Genomic DNA, 24,485 nt, shown 5'->3' on the forward strand with positions numbered 1-24,485 from the left:
CCCGGACGGCGAGGTCCAGGGACATGGAGAGGTCCCCGATGACCCAGACAACGGCCGAGAGCCCGGCCAGGAGACAACGCGCGCAGCTCAAGGCCCGCACACTGCGCACCGACCGATGGTGGCTGGCCCCTGCGCTGACGTTCGCCGCCCTGGCGTCCTTCCTCGTGTACGGATTCTGGGCGATCTTCGACTCCAGCTACTTCGTGGAGCCGTATCTCGCCCCGTTCTCCGCGCCATGCCTCACCACGGCATGCCCCGAGGGCGCACGACTCTTCGGGTTCGCACCCATCGGCGACTGGTTCCCGCTGCCGCCGGGCTTCCTGGTCCTCGGCCTGCCCGCGGGCTTCCGTCTCACCTGTTATTACTACCGGAAGTCGTACTACCGGTCGTTCTGGCTGTCGCCGCCGGCCTGCGCGGTCAACGAGCCGCACGGCAAGTACACCGGTGAGACCCGGTTCCCGCTGATCATCCAGAACGTGCACCGTTACTTCTTCTACGGCGCGATTCTGATCGGTGCGATCCTCTCCTACGACGCGATCCTCGCGTTCCGTAACTCCCACGGCGAGTGGGGGCACATGGGGCTCGGCACCCTGATCCTGGTGATCAACGCGATCTTCATCGTCGCCTACACGCTCTCCTGCCACTCCTGCAGGCACATCGTCGCCGGGCGGCTGAACCACTTCTCGCGTCACCCGCTCAGGTATCGGTTCTGGGGCCTCGTCTCCAAGCTGAACGCCAGGCACATGCTGCTGGCCTGGATCTCGATGTACACGGTCATGTTCGCCGACCTCTACGTCCGGCTGGTGGCCAAGGGCGTCATCACCGACATCACGTTCTTCTAAGGAAAGCCCCGATCATGGATATCGAACGTCACAAGTACGACGTCGTCGTCATCGGCGCGGGCGGGGCCGGGCTGCGAGCCGCGATCGAGGCGCGTCAGCAGGGCAAGAAGACCGCCATCGTGTGCAAGTCGCTGTTCGGCAAGGCCCACACCGTGATGGCCGAGGGCGGCGCGGCCGCCGCCATGGGCAACGTCAACCCGGACGACAGCTGGAAGGTCCACTTCCGCGACACCATGCGCGGCGGCAAGTTCCTGAACAACTGGCGGATGGCCGAGCTGCACGCCAAGGAGGCCCCGGACCGCGTCTGGGAGCTGGAGGCGTGGGGCGCGCTGTTCGACCGCACCAAGGACGGCAAGATCAGCCAGCGCAACTTCGGCGGGCACGAGTACCCCCGGCTGGCGCACGTCGGCGACCGCACCGGCCTGGAGATGATCCGCACCCTCCAGCAGCGCGTGGTCGCGCTCCAGCAGGAGGACTTCGCCGTCCACGGCGACCACGAGGCGTACATCAAGGTCTTCGCCGAGTGCACGATCACCCGCCTGCTGAAGGACGAGGAGCAGGGCGCGATCGCCGGGGCCTTCGGCTACTGGCGGGAGAACGGCTCGCTGATCCTGTTCGAGGCCCCCGCCGTGGTGCTCGCCACCGGCGGCATCGGCAAGTCCTACGTGGTGACCTCCAACTCCTGGGAGTACACCGGCGACGGCCACGCGCTGGCGCTGCTGGCCGGGGCCCGGCTGATCAACATGGAGTTCATCCAGTTCCACCCGACCGGCATGGTGTGGCCGCCTTCGGTGCGCGGCATCCTGGTCACCGAGTCGGTCCGCGGTGACGGCGGGGTGCTGCGCAACTCCGAGGGCAAGCGGTTCATGTTCGACTACATCCCCGAGGTGTTCAAGGACAAGTACGCCACCACCGAGGAGGAGGGCGACCGCTGGTACAACGACCAGGCCAACAACCGCCGCCCTCCGGAGCTGCTGCCGCGTGACGAGGTGGCCAGGGCGATCAACGCCGAGGTGAAGGCCGGGCGCGGATCACCCCAGGGCGGGGTGTTCCTGGACGTCTCCAGCCGGCTGCCCGCCGAGGAGATCCGCAGGCGGCTGCCGTCCATGCACCACCAGTTCAAGGAACTGGCCGACGTGGACATCACCGCCGAGCCCATGCAGGTCGGCCCGACCTGCCACTACGTGATGGGCGGCGTGGAGGTCGACGCCGACACCGGCGCGGCCTCGGTGCCCGGCCTGTTCGCGGCGGGCGAGGTGTCCGGCGGCATGCACGGCTCCAACCGGCTCGGCGGCAACTCGCTGTCGGACCTGCTGGTCTTCGGCCGCCGCGCCGGAGGCGGCGCCGCCGCCTACGTGGACGGCCTGGCCCGGCGCCCCACCGTCTCCGACCAGGTGGTGACCGACGCCAAGGCCGAGGTGCTCAGCCCGCTGGAGCGGACCGGTGAGAACCCCTACGAGGTCCACCAGGAACTCCAGCGGACGATGAACGAGCTGGTCGGCATCATCCGCAAGGCCGAGGAGATCACCGAGGCCCTGGAGGCCGTGCAGAAGCTGCGCGAGCGCGCCAAGGGCGTCGGCGCGGCGGGCAGCCGGATCTACAACCCCGGCTGGCACCTGTGCCTGGACCTGCGCAACATGCTGCTGGTCAGCGAGTGCGTGGCACGCGCCGCGCTGCTGCGCCAGGAGAGCCGGGGCGGCCACACCCGTGACGACTACCCCGACATGTCCGCGGACTGGCGGCGGCGGCTGCTGGTCTGCGCGGCGAACGCCGACGGCTCGTCGGTGTCCATCGAGGAGAAGATCCAGCCGTCCATGCGGGACGACCTGCTCACCCTGTTCGACCGCGGGGAGCTGAGCAAGTACCTCACGGACGACGAGATGACCGAGTTCGACGTCGCGGTCAAGGAGTCAGCATCAGCATGAGTTACAAGGCGAACTTCCGTGTGTGGCGCGGTGAGGGCGGCGACGGCAAGCTGGAGGACTTCACCGTCGAGGTGAACGAGGGCGAGGTCGTCCTCGACATCATCCACCGGCTCCAGGCCACCCAGGCGCCCGACCTCGCCGTGCGGTGGAACTGCAAGGCGGGCAAGTGCGGCTCGTGTTCCATGGAGATCAACGGCAAGCCGCGGCTGGGCTGCATGACCCGGATGTCCACGTTCGAGGAGAACGAGGTCGTCACGGTCACCCCGATGCGGACCTTCCCCGTGATCAAGGACCTGGTCTGCGACGTGTCCTTCAACTACGAGAAGGCCAGGCAGATCCCGTCGTTCACCCCGCCCGCCGACGTCAAGCCCGGCGAGTACCGGATGAAGCAGGTCGATGTCGAGCGGTCGCAGGAGTTCCGCAAGTGCATCGAGTGCTTCATGTGCAACAACGTCTGCCACGTGATCCGTGACCACGAGGAGAACAAGCCGGCGTTCTCCGGCCCGCGTTTCCTGATGCGGATCGCCGAGCTGGACATGCACCCCTACGACGTGGCCGACCGCAAGGACGCCGCGCAGGACGAGCACGGCCTCGGCTACTGCAACATCACCAAGTGCTGCACCGAGGTCTGCCCGGAGCACATCAAGATCACCGACAACGCGCTCATCCCGATGAAGGAGCGCATCGTCGACCGCCGCTACGACCCGCTGGTCTGGCTCGGCAACAAGATCTTCAAGCGTTCCGACGCCAAGAAGTGAGCAGGTAACGAACCGAACGGGGCGGCGCCGATCCGGCGCCGCCCCGTTCCGGCTTCTGGGGCCTGGGGCGCTCTCTGTCAGCCGCCCCTGGGCGGGGCTCTGCGCGGGCCTGAGCGTCAGTCGGAACGGCGGCGGCGGAACAGGCCGCCCTTCCCCTTCTCGCCGCCTCCGGGGCCGTCAAGGAGCTCCGGGTCGGTCTCCGGCTTGCGGCGCTTTCCTGGCCGTCCGGGACGGCCGGGCGGACGGCCGGTCTCGGGGCCGCCCGGCTCGGGCATCACGTAGACGGCCGTGGCGTCGAGGGTGCCGTCGAACGGCGGCTGCTGCTCGTGGGGGCTCGTGGGCGGGGCGGGCACGCGCTCCACGTAGAACTCCGGCTGCGACCCGGGCGGGGCCGTCGAGGCGGAGTGTTCCGGCGGCCCGGACTCCTCCACGGACCCCGGGGGAAGCTGGAGCACCTGCGGCCCGAAGGGAGCTTCGGACGGAGGCTCGTACGGGGCCTGCTCGTAGGTCGGCTGCGCGTACTGCGGCGGGTAGTTGTGCACCGGCATCAGGTTGACGACGGTCGTCGTGGAGTAGGCCGCAGGAGGAGCCGGATATCCGGCGACATATCCGGGCCCGGCCGGGTAACCCGCGTACGGCGGAACCTCCGCGCCCTGACGTCCCCACGCTCCGGGACCGGCCCTCCTGATCGCGGCGGCGTGGGCCAGACGGCGCAGCTTGCTCTCATAGACCAGCACCGCGAACAGCGCGAGCAGCATCAGCACCAGCGCCGGGATGCCGAGCTGACGGCTCAGCGTCGCCCGGTCCATCTCCGGCGACGCCTCGCGCAGTTCGATCGCGGCGACCTCCGGGCTGCTGATCAGGTCGGTCGGGAGCGGCTGGCTCACCGACGGCACCGGCGCCGCGCTGGTGCCGGGCGAGTCCGTCACCGCGGGAAGAGAGACCGCCTCGCTGACCGTGGGCGTGGGCGGATCGCTGGTGGCCGTGGGCGGAACCTGGATCTCCTGGCTCGGCAGGCTCTGCGGCGCGGACGTGACCGGCGGGACCGGAGGCTGCGGCTGCTGCTGTTGCGGCTGCTTGGTCTTCTTCGGCTTCTTCGGCGGCGGCGTCACGGTGATCGTGGTCGTCACCTCGACCGGCTCTTCCGGGGTCGTGGTGACGGTGATCGTGACCTCGGGCTCCAGATCCGACTGGTCTGGCGATTCCGGCCCTGCGTTGTCGTCCGGTGGGTCGAGGACCGTCGTCGGATCGGCGGCGGACAGCTCTTCGGCCGCCGCGTTCGCACTGTTGCCGATCATCGGCGCCGCGGCCAGAACACCGGCCCCGCACAGGCCGACCGTCACGAGCAGCACGGCCACCGCCTTGGCTCGCCCCTGTCGCGACACCCGTGTCCTCCCCGAACACATCCAAGTCAAGGAAAACCCTAGATGGGTAAAAGTAACAGCAAAACCCGTGTCCGCAACACCGCTTTCGGATCAATGGGACCGGCGCCGCCGTCGAAGGGCCGTCTGCCCCCACAAGGCCCCGAGAAACGCCAATACAGCGCCCAATACGACGGGCAGGCCGCGCATATCGACGCCGCCCCCCTCCGGTTCCGCGTCCTCCTCGAACGCCGTCGTCGTCAACCGTCTTGGCAGAGGCGGCGCCGTCGCCTCCCCACCCGGAGGCGCGACCACAGGCGGCGGCACGGCCTGCGCCCCACCCCCGGGCGGCGGCAACACCGGCACTTCGCCCCCCTGCACCGGCGGCGGCAGTTGCACTGGGGGCGGAGGCCCCACCACCCCAGGAGGCACCGGCACAGTTCCACCCCCTGCCGCCCCGCCCCCCACCTCCGGATGCCCACTGCCACCCCCCGGCAAAACAGCCCCAGGCCGCCCCGCCCCCGCACGCCCACGGTCCCCGCCTGGCGAAACCGCTCCAGGCCGACCGGTATCCCCGCCACCGGAGCCCGCGTCACCCGGCCCCGCGCCGGGACGGCCGACACCGGCGCCGCTGCCGTCACCGGGGGCCGTTCCCGGACGGGCGAGTTCTCGTCTGGTGGAGGCCGGTCCCTGGCGTCCGGTTTCTCCCTTGCCAGAGGCGGCCCGCACCCGCCTGCCGTCCCTCTCGCCGCCTGCGGCGCGCGGCGGGAAGCCGTCGCGGGCCGCCTTCCGCCCGCCGGAGCGCGCGGGACCCGTCGGAGACACCGGGGCCGCCCCGAGGGTCCAGAGGCGCTGGATCATCGACGGCGGGACTTCCGCGCCGCCGTTCGCCGTGCCGTACGTCTGCCAGTGCGGTGCCAGGGTGTCGCCGGAAGGGGCCGCCTCGACGAGACGGTCACCGGCGAGGTCCACCGAGGTGGCGCTGGCCGTCCAGTGGTCCCCGCCGAGGCGCATGCTCGCGAGCGCCGTGAGCCGGACCTCACGGGGCGCGTCGGCCCCGACCCATACGTTCACCGTCCGCCCAGCCCGCCCCACCGCCCCGAGCGCGCACTCATGCGGCACAACCCTTCGCGCCGCGCCCCTACCGGCCGCGTCGCCCGACTTCCGCACCCCGGTTGAGCCCAGCGACCGGCCGTCCGCGCCCCCCACGCGAGACGCACCCAGCGCGCCCATCCCACTCCCCGCACCGACCGGCCGCGGCCTGCTCTCCGCACCGACCAGGTGCCCGGCGCCAGACGCCCGTGTCTGACGCCCCACCGAACCCGCCCGGTTCTCGGCACCCGCCGCCCCGGCCGCATCCCAGGCACCAGCCGGATTGAACCTGTCCTCCGCGGCCGTGCCCACCGGACCGGACGTCCCGTTCGCGGGGCCGGCCAGGTCCGGCCTGTCCTCCGCACCGGCGGGATCCGGGCTGGGCAGGGGCGTGCGGCAGTCGACGAAGACCGTGCCTGTCGGGGCGGCGGCCACAGATACTCGGACGTCGGCGGCCGGGCCGCGTAGTCCAAGGCGTAGCCAGCGGCCGGCTGGGGCGGGTGACGGGTCGGCCGACGTGGTGGCGGGCCAGGCCAGGCCTCCGAGGACGCCGCCGCCCGACGACGTGGCATGCCCGCCGGCCGTCGAGCCCAAGCCCGCGCCCAATGCCGAGTCGCGCGCCAATGGGGAAACACCCTCGGGCGCTGTTGGTCGCGATTCGCCCAGGACGGTTACGAATGCGACGCCGATTACGACACCCGCCAGTGCCGGTCCTACTACTCTTACCCCGCCACAAACACCCACAGTAGTCGTTATGTCACTATGGGCCGATGCTCAATCCTCGCCGAGCAGCCCTTCCACCGCGTGGACGATCGGCAGGTCGGCGGGCAGCCAGGGAACGTCGTACAGTTCCCCCTTCCCCAGCCACCGGAGTTCCAGGTGCTCCTTCGGCTCGGGTACGCCCGCGACCACGCGGGCGAGCCAGACGCGGAGGACGTAGCCGTCCGCGAGGGGCCAGTCGCCGCCCACGCGACGGCCGGCCTCGATGAGGACGCCGAGTTCCTCATCGCACTCGCGGATCAGCGCATCGATTTCCGATTCGCCCGGATTGACCTTTCCGCCGGGAAACTCCCACCCGCCGTAAAGTTCCGGAGGCTCGGCACGCTGGGCGCTGAGCAGCTTTCCGCCGGAGACGATCGCGGCGCCGACCACAATCTGATCACCCATGAAAAGTCATCATGTCACCCTTGCTCCAGCCGCTTTAGCTGTTCCTGGACGGCGGGGTTGTCAAGCGGCCGGGTGAACCCCATTCGATTCGGGCGATTCATGTAAGTCGTCACCTTGATCGGCCCGCACAGCGTGCATCTGGCCTCGATCATCTTCCCCTTCGACACGATCATGCCGACGTGCCCCGGGCGGTTCGGCCCCGTGCCCGGCCCCGCGTTGAAGAAGACCAGGTCACCGGGCTGTTCGTCGCCCTCGTCGATCCGGACGCCGAAAGGCCACTGCACGAACGTGGTGCGCGGGATCGTCAGCCCCGCGTTGCGGTAGGCCATGTGGATGATGCCGGAGCAGTCGAACCCGTCGGGCCCCGTGCCGCCCCAGATGTACGGCTTTCCGCGCTGCGCCAGCGCGTAGTCGAGGATCTTCTTGACCACCTCGTTCGGCGCGGCGTCCACCATCGGCTGGTCGCACATCGGGTCGGCCTCTGGCGGGGTCTTCAGCTCGCCGTCCTTGGCGTAACGCTTGGCGATGTCGAGCACCTGGTCGACGTACCACCAGGCCCGGTTGTAGGTGAACAGCGCCCGGCGCAGGTCTTCCGGCGCCCCGTTGCGCTTCAGCATCCGGGCCGCGCCCAGGATCGCGTCGGCGGGGTTGTAGACGTCGGCCCAGCCGTCGCCGTCGCCGTCTGAGGCGTAGCCGTTGAACGTCGACGGGATCTTGATCTTCGCCTTACCGCCCCAGGTGCTGATCAGGAACTGCATCGGACCGGCCGCGCCCGCCGAGTTGGTACCGCTCTGCACGCCCGGCAGGCGCGAGCGGCCGTGGTTGGTCTCCCGCTTACCGACCCCCGCCAGGACGTTCCACTGCACGCCGATCTTCTTGCCGTGCTTCTCGTACAGCTCCAGGTACTCGTCGGGGATGTCGGAGGTCGCGGTCGGCGAGAGGTCGCCGGCGTCGGGGGCGACCTCCTCGCAGTCCGGCATCGTGCCGTTTCCGCCAAGGATCGACGGGAAGGTGCTCATCAGCATCGGCGCCATCACGAGCGTCAGCAGCACCAGGCCCGCCACGCCGACTAAGACGGCGCTCCGTACCCTGAATCCGCTCATCTCACCCCCTCCGGCACGCTGGCGGGGTCGCCCTCCTGGCCGTCGGTGGCGGGCTGCACGTCGTGCACCCGCCAGTCACCGCCGACCGGGACCAGCGTGACGGCGAAGTCCTCGCTGCTCTGCGATGGGACGTTCCGGACGGTGACCCGCCGGTTCGCGGTCACCACGAAGATCACAGAGTTCTGGTCGACCTGCCGGATCGACTTGACGGTGGCCGTGCTCTCCGAGATCCGCTGCTCGGCCACGTTCTGCTCGATCATCCCCGGCGCGGCGACGCCCCGGGCGAGGTAGGAGCCCAGCTCGGTGGTGGTGAAGTTCTTCAGCCGGTCTGCGTAGGCGTCCTGCTCCTCGTCGAAGCGGAACGTGCCGTACGCGGCGACGAAGCGCCGCGCCACGTCGGCCGTCGCGGCCAGCTCCTCCTTCGACATCGGCAGGTAGGAGTAGATGTCGAAGGGGGCGTTGCTGGCCGTGGCGAGCGGAGGGCGCGGCGTCGGCGCGGCCACGGGCCGGTCGTCGCCGCTCACGCCCGACTCGCGCGTGTCGTCCGGTGAGTCGTCCGGGCTCGGGCCCATGGTCAGGTAGATCCCGACCACCGCCAGCACGGCGACCAGCGCGACGAACACCAGCTTGCGCCGGTCACCGGCTATCTGCGGCATGCTCAGTCCTTGTCGGGCCCGGACGGCCGCAGCCAGAACGGCACCGGCGGTTCTTCACCCGAGCGTCCGCCGCCGCCCGACAGCCACAGCGGCGGAGGGCCGGAACGGCGTCCGCCGCCGTCGCCGCCCCTGGGCGCGGAGCCGCGGCCACCGGAGCCCGCCGAGGAACCGGAACGCCGGGTGGACCCGCCGCCTCCGCCGAACAGCCCCCCACCGGAGGACCCGGACGACGGCCTGCCGCCGGACGACCGGCCGCCCGACGAGGCGCCCGAGGAACGGCCCGAGCCGGAGGAACGCCCTCCGGATCCGCCGCCTCCGCCGAACAGCCCCCCACCGGAACGCCCGGAGGAACCTCCCGAGCTCGATCCGGCCGACCCGCCGCGCGCCCATCCGCCGCCGGACCTGCCGCCGAACCAGCCGCCGCCACGTCCAGAGCCGCCACCGGAACCGCCGCCCGAGCCGCCGGAGCCGCCCGAGCCACCGCCGCCCCCGGAGACCCTGGGAACACCACGGCCCGCGCCCGCCGTACTCGGTGCGCCACCGGCGCGACCGCCGCGAACCGGCGAACCGGCCGGGCGTGCGCCGGACAGGTTGAGCGGCGGCGCCGAGCCCGTGCGGGGCAACGTGGTGCGGGAGGCGCCCGTCTTACGCCGCGCCGCCGCGCCGTCGGCGTCGAGGGGCACCGGCTGCCCGGTCGCGGGCACACGCGCCCCGGACGGCGTGCCCGCCGCCCCGCCGTCCTCGCCGCGTACCTTGCCCTGCGCGACGGACGCCGCCGCCGCGGTGGCCGCGCCGCCGCCCGCCAGCGCGGCGGCCTGGATGAGCGGCTCGGCCTTGCGCATCCCCCAGCGCCCGACCCGGTACCCGGCGACCGGCGGCAGCGCGTTGGCCGCCCGCGACAGCGTGGGCGCGGACGCCGCCTCGCCCAGCATGCGGGTGGCCAGCGTATGCCCGTCCATCGAGGCGAACAGGTGCTGGAACGGCCTGCGGTAGAAGAACACGGCGATGGTGAGCAGCGCGATGAACAGGATCTGCATGCCCCACGGCATCGCGGTGGAGATGATCAGGGCGTAGCCGTACACGAGCACGCCGAGCACCAGCGCCAGCACGGCCTGCCGCAGCAGCGTGCCGATCACCATCTCCAGCCAGCGCAGCGCGATGATCCGCCCCGACCCCGGATGCACGCCGATCAGCAGGAAGACCGGCGCGAGGATCAGCAACAGCAGGAACCCGACCTTGAGCACCAGCAGCGACACCGCGACCAGGAAGATCAACAGCCCGGCGACCATCGCCGCGATCAGCGCGCCTAGCGCGATGCCCAGGCGGCTGGTCCAGTCCTGGCCGGTGAGCAGCGGGTAGATGGCGGTGCCCTGGAGCTTGTTGGCGACCTCCTCTTCGTACCGCTTCTGGTGCGCGGCGGGCGTCGGTTTCTCCCCCGCCGCCTGTTCCTGCCGGTCGAGCGCCTGGATGTCGAGCGCCAGCGCGCCGAAGTCCTTCACGACCGGGGCGTTGGGGTCGGCGGTGCCGAACATGCCCATCAGCCACGGTTTACAGACCAGCGTGGACCACAGCGCGTCGGCGTTCTGGTCGACTCCGGCGGTTCCGGCCTGGCCGTAACCGCCGGCCGTGGGTTTCGCCTGGTCGCCGGTGGTGCCCTTCGGGGGCAGGCAGGAGGCCCCGCCCGCGCCGGGCAGCCCGGCGAACGCGCTGTTGACCACCTCGGCGGTCTTGTCGGTGACCACCTTCCCGATGCCGGTGAAGTCGCCCGGGCGGCTGAAGAACCACACGGCGGCCACCACCGCGATGATCATCCAGATGACGCCCTCGGCGGTGGTGGTCGCGCGTTTCCTGAGCAGGCCGTACCAGGCGAGCCAGATCGCGCCGATGATCACCAGCGGGCGGAGGTAGGGCCAGTACATGGCGTTGGCCAGGTTGGTCACGACGTCGTCGACCACGTCTTTGATCGACTGGAGCGGGCCCTCGGTCGCGGCGGCCTGGTAGGTGGTGATGGTCAGCCGGTCGACGGCCTTGGCCAGGGTGAAGACCATGTTGGCCCAGGCGTTGCCGAGCACCGCGACGACGTCGTCGCAGCCGAGGTCGTGGGTGTGCCACGACAGGCCGGACATGCCGTACGTGGAGTAGTTGGTCTGGGGGCCCTGCGGAGTCTGCTGCTGGCCGGGAGGGGGCGGCGCGCCCGGTCCGCCGAGCGGCGCGGTGCCTTCGGGGGGCGGCGGCTGGAGCAGGCCGTCGACACCGCCGCCGACGATCTCGGGCGCGAGGTCGGGAGACAGGTCGCACAACGGCACCGCCGCCGAGACCGGCTGCGGCGCGGCGACCGGCATCGCCAGCAGGCCCACGACCAGCATCAGCCCCACCGTGACGATCCGGCGCAGCCGAGACCGGCGGGACTTGGGTGCTGTCTTGTCGGACTTCTCGGAGTCTGCGCTACGCCGTCGCCTGCGGGCGAGGACGCCCAGCACCGGTCCCTGTGGGGGGCCACTCATGACCGAACCTCCCGCGCCGCCGTCTCCGGCCTGCCGATTCCCCCAGGATCATTCCCGTTCTGACCGGGCTTATCGTGTGTCGGATTCGTGTCAAGCCAGCGCAACAGCTCTTCCGAGATCAGGTCCACCCCGATACGGCCCGCCCGGCCGTCCAGATCCCGGAAGACGCACTCGCCGTTGCCCAGCGAGCGCAGCACCGCCTTGTGCTCCTCCAGCGGCTCCACGCCGAGCAGGGACATGACGTGGTCCACCTCCACGCGCTCGGTCGAGCGGAACGCGAACACCGACGACAGGCAGTTGGTGACCTGCTCGTTCAGCAGGTCACCCGCGTTCTGCGAGACCAGGACCAGCGCCGTGTTGCGCGACCGGCCCATCCTGCTGACCTCGGGCACCAGCTTGGCGCCCTCCGGCGTGGACGTGATCGCCCACGCCTCGTCCAGGAAGATCGCCTTCGGCGAGCGGCGGTCGAGCCCGTTCATCAGCCGCCGGGCGAACTGGGAGACCAGGTAGAGCAACGCCACGGACAGCCGCTGCTCGTAGGAGTAGTCGTCGCGGGCGGTCGTGACATCGGGCAGGGTGAGCCCGCCCAGCGTGAAGACGGTGGTCCAGCCCTCGCTGTCGATCTGGTCGCCGCCCGAGGGGTCGAAGCACAGCCGGGCCAGATGCATGTCCGACATCGAGTGCAGCACCGCGCCGAGGTTCTTCGACGCCGCGTCCTCGGCCTGCTCCAGGTAGTCCACGACCTTGCCCAGCGACGGATCCTCGCCGTTGGAGACGGCCGCCACCGCCTGGATCATGGCCGACTCGCGCTCCTCCGACATCCGGGGCAGCAGCAGCCGGAGCGTCTCCGTGGCCATGGTCTTCTTCGTCGCGATGTCGTCGCCGAACGAGAACGGGTCGAGCAGCCCAGGCGCGGCGGACCCGAGCGGGATGATCCTCGCCCGGCGTCCCCGGCTGCGCAACAGCGCCACCAGCGACTCGGCGTCACCCTTGGGGTCGATCACGGCGATCGTCACCCCGCGCAGCGCCATCTGGTAGATCAGCAGCAGCGCCAGCGTGGTCTTGCCGCCGCCCGGCTCGCCGGTGATCGCGATCGCCGTCGGCCGGTTGCGGGCCGCCGCGACCAGCGGGTCGAAGTGCACGATGCTGCGCGCCCTGCCCACCGACTCGCCGATGTACGGCCCGGCCCAGCCCGCGCTGGTCTCGTCGATGCGGTCGCCGACGTCGACCGTCGCCACCGACATGCCTCCCGCGATGGTGCGCAGCGGCTGCCGCTGGGCGTAGGCGTTGACCCGCACCCGCTCGCCCGGCAGCGCCTCGCAGAACAGCGAGAACTGGTCGCCCGTGGAGTTGACGATGTCGATGCCCACGTCGCGGTAGTGCTCCACGACCGCCTCGACCCGCTGGACGCAGATCTCCTCGGTCGGGGCGGAGACGATCAGCCGGTGCCAGCCGTACACGAAGGGCAGGCGCTCCTTGGTGATGCCGTGCTCCAGCATGCGCGCCGCGTCGATCTGCTCGGCCAGCGCGATCGGCGCCTCCGCGCCCGCCTCGCGGATGTGGATGTCCATGTCACGGGCGTGCGCGAGCTTGCGGGCGACGTCCTTGCTGGCCTTCACCGGGGGGATCAGCCGCATCCGGCTGGACAGCTCCACCGGGAAGGGGAGCTGGTCGGCGAAGTGGCTCCACGGCTCGCCGTCCGGGAACGGCATCAGGTCGGGGAAGCGGGCGAACGACAGGTGGGCCACGTAGGAGTCGCCGGTGGTCTGCTCGATGCGCAGCAGCGACCTGCCGTTGTGGATCTGCCCCTCGACCAGGGCCTCGATCTCGCCCCTCCCCCAGCGCCGCTTGGGGCTCGCCGACGGCGGCGGGTCGCCCAGCGCGCCGGTGGCCGCGTGCTGGAACAGCCAGGCGATCTCGATGGAGGTGGCGTGCCTGGCGTACAGGGCGCTGGACGCCAGGGCCCGGCCCAGCCGCTCGGCCTGGTCGGTCCATTTGGCGATTTCGTTGTCCGGGACGTGGTCGTCGTCCAGGCCGAGCGCCTTCTCACTCCGCTGGTAGTAGCCGAAGAGCTGGGCCAGCACGCCGGTGCCGAGCTGCGCGCCACGCGGGCCGAGGCGGACGCCCAGGTAGACCTCCTTGCTCCAGAAGTCCTTGGCCCAGACGTGGCCGTACATCTCCTCCAGGTAGTCGCGCCAGCCGGGCCCCTCGTCGGAGGTGGCGTTCAGCGCCATCGCCCAGTCGGCGGCCGGGTAGGTGCGATGCGCGACCCGCAGGTGGACCTCGGCGTCCGACATCCGGATCGCGGCCAGCGCGATCGTGATGTTGGTGGCGAGCGCCTCGCGCTCCTCTGGCGTGACGAACTCGTAGTTCACGGTGGGCAGCCGGAAGTAGGCCCAGGCGGCCGAGTCGGTGAGCAGCACCCGATCGTCGAAGTATCTCACCGCGAGGCGGCTGCGTGCCCGCGAGGACCGGCCGCTCATCTGCCGTCCGCCACCGCGATGCGTGCCACGGTCACTGCGCCACTTCCTCCTCGCTCCGCTTGCTCGCGTGCGGCACCGCGAAACCCGCGACCACCACGCCCGCCAGCGCCAGATAGGCCCTGCGTCCGGCGGCGCGCATCCGCGCCGGCTCGGCCGGGCCCGACCCACCGGGCGCCAGGTCGTCCTCCCACGGCACCCGCACAATGGCCCGGCAGCGCCCGCGCGCGACCGCCTCGGCCTGCTCGACGTCGCCCATACTGCGGCGGCTCACGCCGTTCACCACCATGATCGCCCGGCGGCGCAGCTCGGCGCAGCCGTGGCCGTCGAGCCACTCGTAGGTCATCGCCACGGCGTCGGGACCGTCCTCGCTCGCCGGGACCACCAGGACGAGCTGGTCGGCGTACGGCAGGACGCGCGCGGCCAGCGCCGCCGCCGGGTCGACCACCACGAGCTTGTAGTAGTGGTCGAACAGGTTCATCGCCTGGCCGAGCCGCTGGTCGGAGAACAGCGTGCGGTCGGCCATCCGCTGCTCGGCGCCGATGTCGGTGTCGGCCCCGACCACTTCCAGCCCGGACGGCGTGCGCGTGGTGTACGCGCGCATCCCGAGGTAGCCGCCGACCTGGTCGAGACCGGCGAGCAGCGAGGCCAGCGTCTCGGGGGAATCGGCCTGGATCTTGCTGGTCAGCGTGTTGTCGCCGGTGTTGGCGTCGAGGGCGAGCACGCCGTCCTCGCGGTGCATGGCGAAGGCGTGGCCGAGCATCAGCGCCGTAGTGGTCTGCCCGGCCCCGCCGGTGCAGCCCAGCACGACCACCCGGCGGCTGCCGGGGAACACGGCGCGGGCGCGGGCCTCGTCGATCTCCGAGCCGTCCGAACGGCTGCTGCTGGAACCGATGACGACCTGCGCGAGCCGTCGCCAGCCGCCCGAGGTGTCGCGGCCCACGACCGACTCCACGCGGCGGACCTTGCCGCCGCCCTCCACGGGGGGCGCCACGGGGACCGGCGCGGCCGACTCCTGCACGGCCCTGATCGAGACCCTGGCGGCCCTGTCGCCGGCTCCGGGCAGCGTCGGCACGCCGGGCATCTGGCTCCCGGCGACCGTCTCGCCGCGCGCGGCGATCTCCCGCCGCTCACGCTCCTCGGCCTCCCGGCGGGCGGCGGCGGCCTGCCGTTCGGCGGCCTCCCTGCGCACCCGCTCACGCGTCGCGGCCTCACGCTCCGCCGCCTCCCGGCGAGCCTGTTCCCGAGCCGCCGCGGCCTGCCGCTCCAACTCGGCCCGCCGCGAACTCTCCGGCCGCTCACGCTCCTCGCTCTCCCTACGGGCCTGCTCCCGAGCCGCGGCCGCCTCCCGCTCCACAGCGTCCCGCCGAGCCCTCTCCCGAACCGCCGCCCCCTCCCGCTCCTCAACCACCCGCCGAGCGTCATCCTCCTCACCCGCGCGCTGGTCCTCGACCTCGCCCAGGCGACGAGCGTCGGCAGAGCGCCGAGCCTCCTCACCCACCGCCACCCGCTGGTCGGCCCTAACGTCCTGAGCCTCACGGCCCTTGCCCGCACCTGCTTCCGCCTCACCGTCTCCGGCCGTACCGTCCTCCACCGCACGGGCCTCGCCTTGGGGGACCTCTTCTTCGGCCTCGCGGCGGGACTGTTCGCGGGGGATGGCGGTCTGGCGTCCGGTCTTGGTGGCCTGCTCATGCTCGCCCCGTTCGCGGGCGGCGGCAGCGGCTTCGCGCTCCTCGGCCTCCCGCCACGCGGCGGCGACCTGCGCGGCCTCCCGCTCGGCGTCTTCGCGCAGGGTCTGCTCCGAGGCACCGGCCTCTTCGCTCATCGCGCCACGGCGGGTGAGGTCCTCGACCAGCGCCTGCCGTCCGACCTCCGCACGCGCGGCGGCGGCTTCGGCCTTGGCGCGGTCGGCGGCCTCCCGCTCGCCCCGCTCGCGGGCGGCGGCAGCGGCTTCGCGCTCCTCGGCCTCCCGCCACGCTGCGGCGACCTGGGCGGCCTCCCAGTCGGCCTCTCCAGCCTGTGCCTGGGCGGCCACGGGCTCTGCCTCTGCGGGTGCCGCTTCCGGCTCAGCCCGCTCCGACCGGCCCTGAGCCGTTTCCGGGGGCCACACACGCTGTGCGTCGGGAACCGGCGTTCCGGAACCCGACCGCCCTCGGCGACGCCGCGCACTCGTCTCGGCCTCCGCCTCGTCCGAGGAACGGCCACTGGCAGCGGCACCGGCACCTGCTTGGTGTCCCCTGCCGTCCGCCGTCGCGCCGGAGGCGGCACCGGCACCGACTATGGGACGGCCGGCGGCGGCGCTGTCGGAGCGGGCATCGCCGGCGGTGTGGCTGGTGGGTGAGGCTGCGTCGCCGCCGGTGGCGGGCCTGGCCGAGGCGGCACTACCGGTGGTGTCGCTGCCGCTGGCGGGTTCGCCGCTGTCGGCGGGGTGGGGGACGTTGGTGGTGGGCTTTGGGTGGGGGGTGTGGGCGGTGGGGGGCTTGGCGGTGGTGTTGCCGTCTACGGAGGCGGCGAGGCGACGGAGGCGGCGAAGGGCGTCAGGGGCGATCGGCGGGATGGGCGCCGATGGGGCCTGGGCCGCGTGCTCGGTGGACGGGTCGGGGGTGGCGGCGGGCCACTCCGGCGACGTGGAGCGGTCCTTGCCGCCCTGGAGGCCGCGCAGGCGGCGTGGGGCGCGCTCGGCCCGCCCAGGCGAGGACGCGTCGGCGGCCGGGCGCAGAGGGAACGACCGGTGGCTCTCCGACGGGTCGGAGGCAGGGGATCCGATGGGGTCGAGGGCGGGTGGGGAGTTGGGACGGTCCGCGGAGGGGCGGTGCGGGGGGTCGGTCGCAGGGGTTCGGAAGGCGACGGACGGCAGGGCCACCGACGGGCGGTCGGGCGGGGTGGCGGAGCCGCCCGCCGCCAGGGCGGGGGCGGCGCCCCGGCGTGCCGCGCGGGCGCGGCCCCAGGACACCGGTTCGCGGGTGGACTGACCGGATGCCGCCTGGGCGACCTCGGGCGCGACCGGCGCGGTGGAGGCCGCCGCCGCGGCGGCGGCGACGGCCGGGCGGACCTGGCGGGCCGGGGTGGCGCGCTGCGGACGGCCGCGGGTCTTGGACGCGTGGCGGGCCTTGCGGGCGGCCTTGACGCGTACCGGCTCGGCCCTCGGCCCCACCTGCCAGACGCGGGCGTGGAAGGTGATCTCGGCGGGCTCGGCGCTCGGCGCCATCCGGCACCAGGTGCGCGGTTCACCGAGGTAGCGGAGGTGGGACTGCATGAGCTCGTTGAGCCGCTTGCTCTCGATCACCGGCCGGGTGGACAGCCAGGTGACCACGCCCGGCGGAACCAGGTATACGACGTGCCATGGAGTGGCGAAGGGCAGCCCGACCAGCCAGAGCAGCAGCGACCAGGGAACGAGGACGCCCAGGAAGACACCGATCCACACGATTGGTAGCGGCATCGGCAGCCGTAGGTCGTACAGCTTGTAGAGCCGCTTCTCAATACGCCAGATATTGGTATACGTGGGCAGGTCCACGCGCTCCTCCTCTCCGCACCTTAGAACCGTCGCGCTCGAACGGGCAGTACTTCGGTCGCCTCACTTCCCGGTGTCCGGATCACCTCATCCTTCAATGACCGCCCGGGCCCGTTCTCAACCCTTCATCGGGTGCCCATCATTGAATGCCCAGCGCACCGGCTATGGCGCGTGCGGTCACTTCGATGATGTTCGGCACGTAGAAGATCACCCCGATCGCGATCGCCAGAATGATGAACTGGACGAATCTCGTGATCTCTCGGGTGAAGAGGAAGAAAAGCGCGACGACGGACACGATCACCAGGAACAGCGGTCCGAAGAACTGGCGCAGGAAGTCGGCCAGGCCCTGGGTGTCCACGCCCTCGGGGGCCGGGGTCGTGGGCGTTGCGGCGAGGTCCAGCGGTGTCGACGCCAGGTCGAGCGCGCTCAGCACCATGCTTTTCACGATCAATTCTTGTCCTCCCGGGGGAATCGAGCGACCACTGACGTTCTCACCCCACGGACCCGCCTGCGCCGCGGATGTCCTGGACGAACCACTTACCGCCCTGTTTCTCAACGGTGAGGCGGTATGACTGTGTGAGCCTGCCCGCGGTCGCGGCCGGGGCCGACGGGTCGGGGCTGGGCGTCGCGGCCGGCGGCATGCTCCAGATGACGGTGGCCTCGATGTCGCGGATGGCGCCGCCGAGCGGCACCACGAGCCGCTCGATCTCGACGAAGGTGAACGCGCCCTTGAAGTTCTCCAGCGGCTTGTTCCCGGTGACGAAACGACCCAGCGCGGCGGGGTCGGTACCGGCGTATGCCTGGAAGAAGAGCTGGAGCTGGGGCCGCAGTTCGTTGGCCGTGGCGTCGTCGAGGTCGGGCTCGGCCGACTGGGGCAGCGCGGGCTTCGCCGGCGCGGGCAGCACGCCGGGCCGGGCGGAGACGACGAACTCGTCGCCCGAGTAGTAGACCGGGACCGAGAGCCGCATGCGGCGGTTGCCGGACTGGAAGATGAGCGTGACCACCGCGCGCTGGGAGTCGATCACCTCGACGCCGTAGGGCTGGATGGCCCCGGCGGACATCTGGCCGGCGCCGTCCCATCCGAACTGGGCGTCGGCGCCTTCCGGCAGGAACGGCGCGAGCTTCCCGGCCCTTTCCTGCGGCCGGGTCGCGTCGAAATTCAGATAGACGGCGGCGAATTGAATGGCGAAAGAGGACGCCCGATCGGTGGGAAAGCCGGACGCGGATGGCTCGGCGCCCTGTCCGGCCGGAGTGGCGCCCTGCGTGAAACGCTCGAAAGGCGCACGAACCCCATTCACCACGATGACTACGATCACCGCCCAGAGCACCGCGCGCCCGATCCAGACGAGCCAGCGACCGCCGCCGCCGGACCATCGGCCGCGCCGGGCGCCGCCGCGCCCGCGCGGCGCGGGGACGTCGGGCCCGCCGGACTCAGGGTACGCCGACAGCTCCGGATCGCCAGGGACCCGTGGATCCTGCTGGACGATCGACCTTCGAGCCATCACGCCTCCGCTCGCGCCGATCCCCACGGCATGGCGCGGTGTCGTCTTACTCTCGATCCCGTTATCGGTGGTGAAGCAATCACCCTAGCGGCCCCGCCAATTGTTCCAGGAAAGCCACGCCCATGCTGCAGGCATCACCGTAACCGAGCAAACCGGGTCTTCGTCCCCGTTGACCCGGCGCAGGCCGCCCGACCGAGGCCGAAAGCGGGTTAGAGCAGGCCAGAGGCCCCACAATTACCTAACAGCCACGTGTTGCTGTCCCCATCGTTCCTGGACTGTCGCGACCTGCACGTATGTGGCCGTCCGGCGACACGATGGCACGCCCGTGACACGCACGCGCGCACTCGCGGCCGGGCAGGGAGCGTCAGGACACGCCCATGGCGCCACACCGATTCGGTCTCGCCGGTCTCGCCGGGGGATCCGATGCGGTAGGGCACCGCCTGCCGTCCCGTCGCGGCCCCCTAAGACGGCTGCGGCGCTCGGGCCGTCACACCGTCCGGGGCCCGATCACAGTCCGGCCCCCGACCGTCGCGCTCCCCGATTCCCCAAAAACGACCCAGAAACCCGGAGAAAACACCTCGCTACCCAGCGTTCCACAGCGTTGTTGCCAAATCGGTAATGACGAGTAAACCCGTTATTCAGGACCGCTCATCGGCGGCCAGCCGTGCGCCGAACTCGTCCAGTTCCGCCGCCAGTCGCGAACTCTCGGGTACGGCACGCGGCAATCGCGAATACATCGCCGTGCCGAACCCCGCCACCCGCACGATGTGGTCGATCAGCCCTCGCGGTCGGTCGGCCACGGGAGCGACGGGTGGGCGATGAACAGCGAGACGCACCCGTGCGCGGCCGACCACAGGCCGAGGGCGAGGGTCTCCGGATCGCCGTCGACGCTGACCTCGCAGGGCGCGGGCCGGTTCGGGGCCGTGCTGGACGAGCAGTGGAGCGTCAACGCCCGGCCGCACGGAGGCTACCTGCTGGCCGTCCTGGGACGGGCCGCCGTCGAGGAGAGCGGCGAGGGCCGCCGTCCGCCTCCCGACCGGCTGAGCACCGGGGCGTTCACGCCCGCGCCGCCGGGGCACGGCGGACCGTCCAGGTGAGGGCCGCCGCGGCGAGCATGAGCACCGCCGCGATGTACGGCAGCGCCACCGCGCCCCACCGCTCCAGCCCGAGTGCGCCCACCGCCCCCGACAGGGACACCGCCAGGTAGAGAGCCGACTGATAGAGGGACGTGACCATTCCCGATCCCCCGTCCGCCAGCCCGATCACCAGGTGCTGCTGCGGCGTGGTGATCGAGAACGAGAAGAACCCGGACACCGCGACGGCGATCACGGCGGCGGCCGTCCCGGCCCGCCCGAGGGGCATGAGGGCGAAGACCGCCGCCAGGACCGGCGTCACGACGAGGATCACCCGCCGGGGGCCGCGCCGGTCCGAGAGCCGCCCGGCGGTGAGGTTGCCCGCCGTACCGGCGAGCCCGAAGACCAGCAGCAGCGCGGCCAGCGCGGTGGGACCGGAGGCGGCGGGCGCGAAGATCTCGCTGATGTACGTGTAGGGGATGTAGATCCCGGTGAAGGCGACCACGGTGCCGAGCAGCACCGTCACCACGGAGCGGCTGCCGAGCGGGGCCAGGAAGGCGCGCATCCCCGCGCCGCTCGCCCGTCCGGCGGCGGGCAGGCGGAAGGCGATCGCCGGGGCGGCGAGCAGCGCCAGGCCGGTGACGAACCACATGGTGGCCCGCCAGTCGAGCGCGCCGCCCACGATCGTGCCCAGCGGCGCGCCGAGGATCAGCGAGGACGTCAGGCCGAACATCACGATCGCGATGGCGCCCCCGCGACGGCTCTCCCCCGCCAGCGCCGCGGCCGTCGCGCTCGCCGTGGCGGTGAACAGGGCCGCCCCGGCCGCCGCGACCGCGCGGGAGGCCAGGACCAGGCCGTAGCCGGGGGCCAGCGCGGTGATCGCGTTGCCGATCGCGAACACGGCGAGCGCGACGATCAGGACGGTCCGCCGCGACCAGGAGGCGGTGAGGATCGCCAGGATCGGCGCGAGCACGGCGTAGGCGATGGAGAACACCGTGACGAGCTGCCCGGCCGCCGCCACGCTCACGTGCAGGGACGCGGCGATGGGCGGGAGCAGCCCGGCGACGACGAAGCCGTCCGTGCCGACGGCGAACGCGCCGAAGGCGAGCACCGCCGCGTGGCCCCGCCAGCGGGCGGCGGCCGGGCTCTCGGCCGGGGTGGCGGAAGTTGTCGAGGTCATCGGGAACCTTCCGATGGGTGTCAGCTATTACGACGCTCATCGTAACTCTGTTCCGATGTGTATCGTAGTTGGGGAGCACGATCGGTGGAGGTTCGATGGAGACCTGGCTGGCACAGCCCGATCTCGACGAGATCGAGATCGGCACGATCCTCGCCGCGCTGGCCGACCCGATCCGCCTACGGATGATCCACCTGCTCGACGAGCTGGGCGAGTCCACCTGCACCGCGCTCGACCTGCCGGTGAAGGTCTCCACCGTCTCGCACCACATGAACGTCCTGCGGCACAGCGGCCTGGTCTCGACCAGGCTCGTCGGCACCGCGCGCCCCAGCCGCCTGCGCCGCGACGACCTGGAGCGCAGGTTCCCCGGCCTGCTGACCTCGATCCTCGCCGCCACCCCGCCGCGGCGGCACGACCAGCCGGACTGACCGGACGCCGGGCTCAGACCACCGTCATCCACTCCTGGTTCGGCGCGTACGGCCAGTGGCAGCTCCACTGCCACACGTCGGCCCCGTCGAAGGTGTCACCCCAGGCCACGTCCATGCACGAGGCGTGGTTGGCGTGCTTGGGCTGGTGGTGGTAGTAGGACGGCGCACTCGTGTAGCCGAGCCACCACTTCTGGTGCGCGGCCCCCGCGCAGGTCGAGATCACGATGTCGGTGCCGTTCGCCAGGCCGCCGCCGCTCACCGTGAGGCACTTGTTGCTGTGCACGTTCTTGATCCAGTAGAACGGCGGGTCGCCGTAGACCTTACCGAAGATCCACCGCTGGTTGGATCCGCCGTGGCAGGTCCACAGCCACACGTTGGCGCCGTCGTGGGTGCCGTAGCCGGCGACGTCGAGGCATTTCCCGGACTGCTTGGAGACGATCATGACCGCCACGGCGCCCTGTGCCGGGGTGGTGGCGGCCAGCGACAGTGCGAGGACGGCGGCCAGCAGGGCGACGCGCTTCAGGTACGCCGCCACGCGCCCGCCGGGGAGTGATCCGGATCTCAAGGTGACCTCCAGGTCGGTGATCCGGCCCCAGAAAAGGGCCGGGTCACTCGATGATCGGAACCCGGACGCCGCAGGTGAAGGCCGCCGGAATTCTCCGTACAAGCCCGTACAAGGCAGCCAAGGACTGACGTTCGTCTACAACGTACACATTCCTGTGTACAGTGTAGACATGGTCGAGAAACGAACCACCGAGAGGATCGCCACGGCGGCGCTGAAGATCCTTCTGGACGAGGGGGCCCAGGCGGTCACCATGCGCCGGGTCGCCACCGACGCCGGTGTCACCGCCATGGCCACCTACCGGCACTACTCCAACCGCGAGGCGCTGCTGCGCGCCGTCGCCGACGAGGCGATCGCCCAGGTGACCAAGGATTGGCAGGCACGGCGCGACGCCGGCACCTTCGAGGCCCGCCTCGACGGGCTGACGGACGCCTTCCTCGACTTCGCGCTCGGGATGCCGAAGCTCTACACCTTCGTGGTCGCCGAGCTGCGCGACGACGCGCTGCGCTTCCCCGGCGACTTCCGCGACGGCGGCAGCCCCGTCTTCGCCCCGGTGCTGGAGGCGGTGGCACAGAGCATCGAGGAGGGCGAACTGCGGGCCGACGACGACCCGCTGGAGGTCACGCTCGCCATCGTCACCCCGGCGATGGGCCTGGTCCAGCTCTACCACGGCGGCCGCATGGAGATGCCGGAGGCCGACTTCCGCGCCCTGTGCAAGCGGACCATCAGGAGGGTGATCCATGGTCTCCGTCCGTGAACCCCGGGCCGCGTGGCAGGTGTCAGGCGCCCTCGCGGGCACGGCGGTGCTGTTCTACCTGGGCACCGGTCTGGCTCCGGTCGCCGCGCTGACCTGGGTCGCACCGCTGCCCGCCCTGCTGCTGGCCCCGCGTGTGCCCGGCTGGGCCGCCGCCGGGGTCGCGTTCCTCGGGTCGCTGCTCGGCACGGCGAACATCTGGGCGTTCCAGCTCCGTTCGCACGACATGCCGATGTGGCCCGCGGGCATCATGATCAACACCGGGATGTCGGCGGTGCTGGCGCTGGCCGTCCTGGCCTTCGGCGCGCAGATGCGGCGGGGGCGTCCACTGCTCGCCGTACTGGCCGCGCCCGCCGTGTGGACGGGGGCCCTCTACCTGGTGTCCGTGTCCAACCCGATGGGGCTGCTCGGCACGTTCGCCAACCACCAGGGCGACATGCCGCTGATCATGCAGGCCGCCTCGGTCACCGGCATGTGGGGCGTGGACTTCCTGGTCATGCTCGCGCCCTCGGCCGTCGCGGCGCTCGCCACCGCGCAGCCCGGGCTCGCGGCCCGGCTGCGCGCCACGGCCGTCGCCACCGCCCTGCTCGCCGTCGCGCTCGGGGCGGGCGCGTTGCGGCTCGCGGGCGCGGGCGGCGAGACCCCCGTCCTGCGGGTCGCCGCGATCTCCACCAACCAGCGGGACTGGGCCCCCGACCTCGCCACCCCGGCCGCTCGCGACCTCGCCACCGCCTACGCCGAGGCGATCGCCGCCCTCCCGGAGGGCGTCACGCTGGCCGTGCTGCCCGAGGCCGCGGTGGGCTCGACGGAGGCCGCCCCCAAGGCGCTGTTCGAGCCGATGCGGCGGGTCGCCAGGGAACGCGGGATCGACATCGTGGCCGGCTTCGCGCACTGGGACGACCCGGCCAAGTACAACTACGCGCTCACCTTCCCGTCGGACGGCGGCGCCCCGGTCACCTACCTCAAGCACCACGACTCGGCGAGCGTGCTCGGCCACGACCTGTCGTTCCCTCCGGTCGCCTCGGGCGCCCGGGTCGGCGTGATGATCTGCGGCGACGTGACCTTCCGGGATCCGGGCAGGCAGTACGCGGCGGCGGGCGCGCGACTGATGGCCATGCCCGCCTCGACCGAGGACGACAACGGGTGGCAGATGGCCCGCACGGCCCTGCTGCGCGGAGTGGAGAACGGCGAGGCGATCGTCTGGGCGAGCCGTACCGGCAAGGTGATGATCTCGGACGGCTACGGCCGGGTCGTCGCCGAGCAGGCGACGGGAGGCCCCGCCCCGTTCACCACCGTCGTCGCCGACGTACGGCCGGGCCCGGGAGCCACCCCCTACACCCGTCTCGGCGACTGGTTCGCCTGGCTCTGCCTGGCCCTCACCGCCGTGACGGTACTCACCGCGATCCGCCGCCCGCGCGACCGTCGAGCCGGCGACCAGCTCCCTCCCCGCGATCGGGCCCCGGCCGCCCCGTCGGGCCGCACAATGTAGTCGCCCCGGGGCGTCGCCCACTCGGTCGTCGACAACGCAGATCGCCGACATCGGCTGGGACGCCTACTACTGAAACTGACCTGCCCGGTAAGTTGATCCGG

Annotated in this window: 19 protein-coding genes; 7 read left to right on the forward strand and 12 right to left on the reverse strand. The window is 71.7% G+C overall.

Annotated elements, in window-relative coordinates; all coding sequences use genetic code 11:
• Positions 1-38: 38 nt before the first annotated feature.
• Genes P3X83_RS18965 through P3X83_RS18975 form a run of 3 tightly spaced genes read left to right on the forward strand, consistent with a single transcriptional unit; the run spans position 39 to position 3,525 of the window.
• Positions 39-842, forward strand: coding sequence for a hypothetical protein (locus P3X83_RS18965; RefSeq protein ID WP_277306452.1), 804 nt, complete (start codon positions 39-41; stop codon positions 840-842).
• A gap of 14 nt (positions 843-856) precedes the next feature.
• Positions 857-2,767, forward strand: a complete 1,911-nt coding sequence (locus tag P3X83_RS18970; protein WP_277306453.1) for a fumarate reductase/succinate dehydrogenase flavoprotein subunit — start codon at positions 857-859, stop codon at positions 2,765-2,767.
• The gene (locus P3X83_RS18975) at positions 2,764-3,525 is read left to right on the forward strand and encodes a succinate dehydrogenase/fumarate reductase iron-sulfur subunit (protein ID WP_277306454.1); all 762 of its coding nucleotides are present in this window, start codon (positions 2,764-2,766) and stop codon (positions 3,523-3,525) included. Before P3X83_RS18970 ends, P3X83_RS18975 begins: the two co-directional genes overlap by 4 nt.
• A 116-nt stretch (positions 3,526-3,641) precedes the next feature.
• Here P3X83_RS18975 and P3X83_RS18980 read toward each other — a convergent pair whose 3' ends face one another.
• The 10 genes from P3X83_RS18980 to P3X83_RS19025 all read right to left on the reverse strand — a co-directional run bounded on the left by P3X83_RS18980 (position 3,642) and on the right by P3X83_RS19025 (position 19,701).
• Positions 3,642-4,910 (reverse strand): hypothetical protein, encoded by a 1,269-nt coding sequence (locus P3X83_RS18980; RefSeq protein WP_277306455.1) that lies wholly within the window; start codon positions 4,908-4,910, stop codon positions 3,642-3,644.
• A 1,842-nt stretch (positions 4,911-6,752) separates the two neighbouring features.
• Positions 6,753-7,145, reverse strand: a complete 393-nt coding sequence (locus P3X83_RS18985; RefSeq protein ID WP_277306456.1) for a (deoxy)nucleoside triphosphate pyrophosphohydrolase — start codon at positions 7,143-7,145, stop codon at positions 6,753-6,755.
• A 14-nt stretch (positions 7,146-7,159) separates the two neighbouring features.
• Positions 7,160-8,248, reverse strand: coding sequence for a bifunctional lytic transglycosylase/C40 family peptidase (locus P3X83_RS18990; protein ID WP_277306457.1), 1,089 nt, complete (start codon positions 8,246-8,248; stop codon positions 7,160-7,162).
• Entirely contained in the window at positions 8,245-8,904 is a 660-nt protein-coding gene (locus P3X83_RS18995) for a hypothetical protein (RefSeq protein WP_277306458.1), read from the reverse strand. Before P3X83_RS18995 ends, P3X83_RS18990 begins: the two co-directional genes overlap by 4 nt.
• 2 nt (positions 8,905-8,906) lie before the next feature.
• Positions 8,907-11,408 (reverse strand): type IV secretion system protein, encoded by a 2,502-nt coding sequence (locus tag P3X83_RS19000; RefSeq protein ID WP_277306459.1) that lies wholly within the window; start codon positions 11,406-11,408, stop codon positions 8,907-8,909.
• Entirely contained in the window at positions 11,405-13,891 is a 2,487-nt protein-coding gene (locus P3X83_RS19005) for an ATP-binding protein (RefSeq protein WP_277306460.1), read from the reverse strand. Before P3X83_RS19005 ends, P3X83_RS19000 begins: the two co-directional genes overlap by 4 nt.
• A gap of 31 nt (positions 13,892-13,922) precedes the next feature.
• Positions 13,923-17,402 carry a TcpE family conjugal transfer membrane protein gene (locus P3X83_RS19010; protein WP_277306461.1) on the reverse strand — a complete coding sequence of 1,160 codons (3,480 nt, stop codon included), beginning with the start codon at positions 17,400-17,402 and terminating at the stop codon, positions 13,923-13,925.
• 136 nt (positions 17,403-17,538) lie between these two features.
• Positions 17,539-17,835, reverse strand: coding sequence for a hypothetical protein (locus P3X83_RS19015; RefSeq protein ID WP_277306462.1), 297 nt, complete (start codon positions 17,833-17,835; stop codon positions 17,539-17,541).
• A 55-nt stretch (positions 17,836-17,890) separates the two neighbouring features.
• Positions 17,891-18,901 carry a conjugal transfer protein gene (locus tag P3X83_RS19020; RefSeq protein WP_277306463.1) on the reverse strand — a complete coding sequence of 337 codons (1,011 nt, stop codon included), beginning with the start codon at positions 18,899-18,901 and terminating at the stop codon, positions 17,891-17,893.
• Positions 18,902-19,539: 638 nt separating this feature from the next.
• Positions 19,540-19,701, reverse strand: coding sequence for a hypothetical protein (locus P3X83_RS19025; RefSeq protein WP_277306464.1), 162 nt, complete (start codon positions 19,699-19,701; stop codon positions 19,540-19,542).
• An 18-nt stretch (positions 19,702-19,719) separates the two neighbouring features.
• Here P3X83_RS19025 and P3X83_RS19030 point away from each other — a divergent pair, with 18 nt between their 5' ends.
• Positions 19,720-19,998, forward strand: a complete 279-nt coding sequence (locus tag P3X83_RS19030; protein WP_277306465.1) for a hypothetical protein — start codon at positions 19,720-19,722, stop codon at positions 19,996-19,998.
• Here the strand turns inward: P3X83_RS19030 and P3X83_RS19035 are convergent.
• Positions 19,958-21,154, reverse strand: coding sequence for an MFS transporter (locus P3X83_RS19035; RefSeq protein WP_277306466.1), 1,197 nt, complete (start codon positions 21,152-21,154; stop codon positions 19,958-19,960). The genes P3X83_RS19030 and P3X83_RS19035 overlap by 41 nt on opposite strands.
• A gap of 95 nt (positions 21,155-21,249) precedes the next feature.
• Here P3X83_RS19035 and P3X83_RS19040 point away from each other — a divergent pair, with 95 nt between their 5' ends.
• Positions 21,250-21,579: a helix-turn-helix domain-containing protein gene (locus P3X83_RS19040; protein WP_277306467.1), complete on the forward strand. Its 330-nt coding sequence runs from the start codon at positions 21,250-21,252 to the stop codon at positions 21,577-21,579.
• A gap of 13 nt (positions 21,580-21,592) precedes the next feature.
• Here the strand turns inward: P3X83_RS19040 and P3X83_RS19045 are convergent, their stop codons facing one another.
• The gene (locus P3X83_RS19045) at positions 21,593-22,144 is read right to left on the reverse strand and encodes an RICIN domain-containing protein (protein ID WP_277306468.1); all 552 of its coding nucleotides are present in this window, start codon (positions 22,142-22,144) and stop codon (positions 21,593-21,595) included.
• Between the two features lie 169 nt (positions 22,145-22,313).
• Here P3X83_RS19045 and P3X83_RS19050 point away from each other — a divergent pair, with 169 nt between their 5' ends.
• Both P3X83_RS19050 and P3X83_RS19055 read left to right on the forward strand, forming a co-directional pair.
• Complete coding sequence (locus P3X83_RS19050) at positions 22,314-22,898, forward strand: TetR/AcrR family transcriptional regulator (RefSeq protein ID WP_277306469.1); 585 nt, start codon at positions 22,314-22,316, stop codon at positions 22,896-22,898.
• Positions 22,882-24,384: a nitrilase-related carbon-nitrogen hydrolase gene (locus P3X83_RS19055; RefSeq protein WP_277306470.1), complete on the forward strand. Its 1,503-nt coding sequence runs from the start codon at positions 22,882-22,884 to the stop codon at positions 24,382-24,384. The genes P3X83_RS19050 and P3X83_RS19055 overlap by 17 nt, the downstream gene beginning before the upstream one ends.
• Positions 24,385-24,485 lie beyond the last annotated feature (101 nt).

Source organism: Spongiactinospora sp. TRM90649 (assembly GCF_029382225.1).
Classification (GTDB): Bacteria; Actinomycetota; Actinomycetes; order Streptosporangiales; family Streptosporangiaceae; genus Spongiactinospora.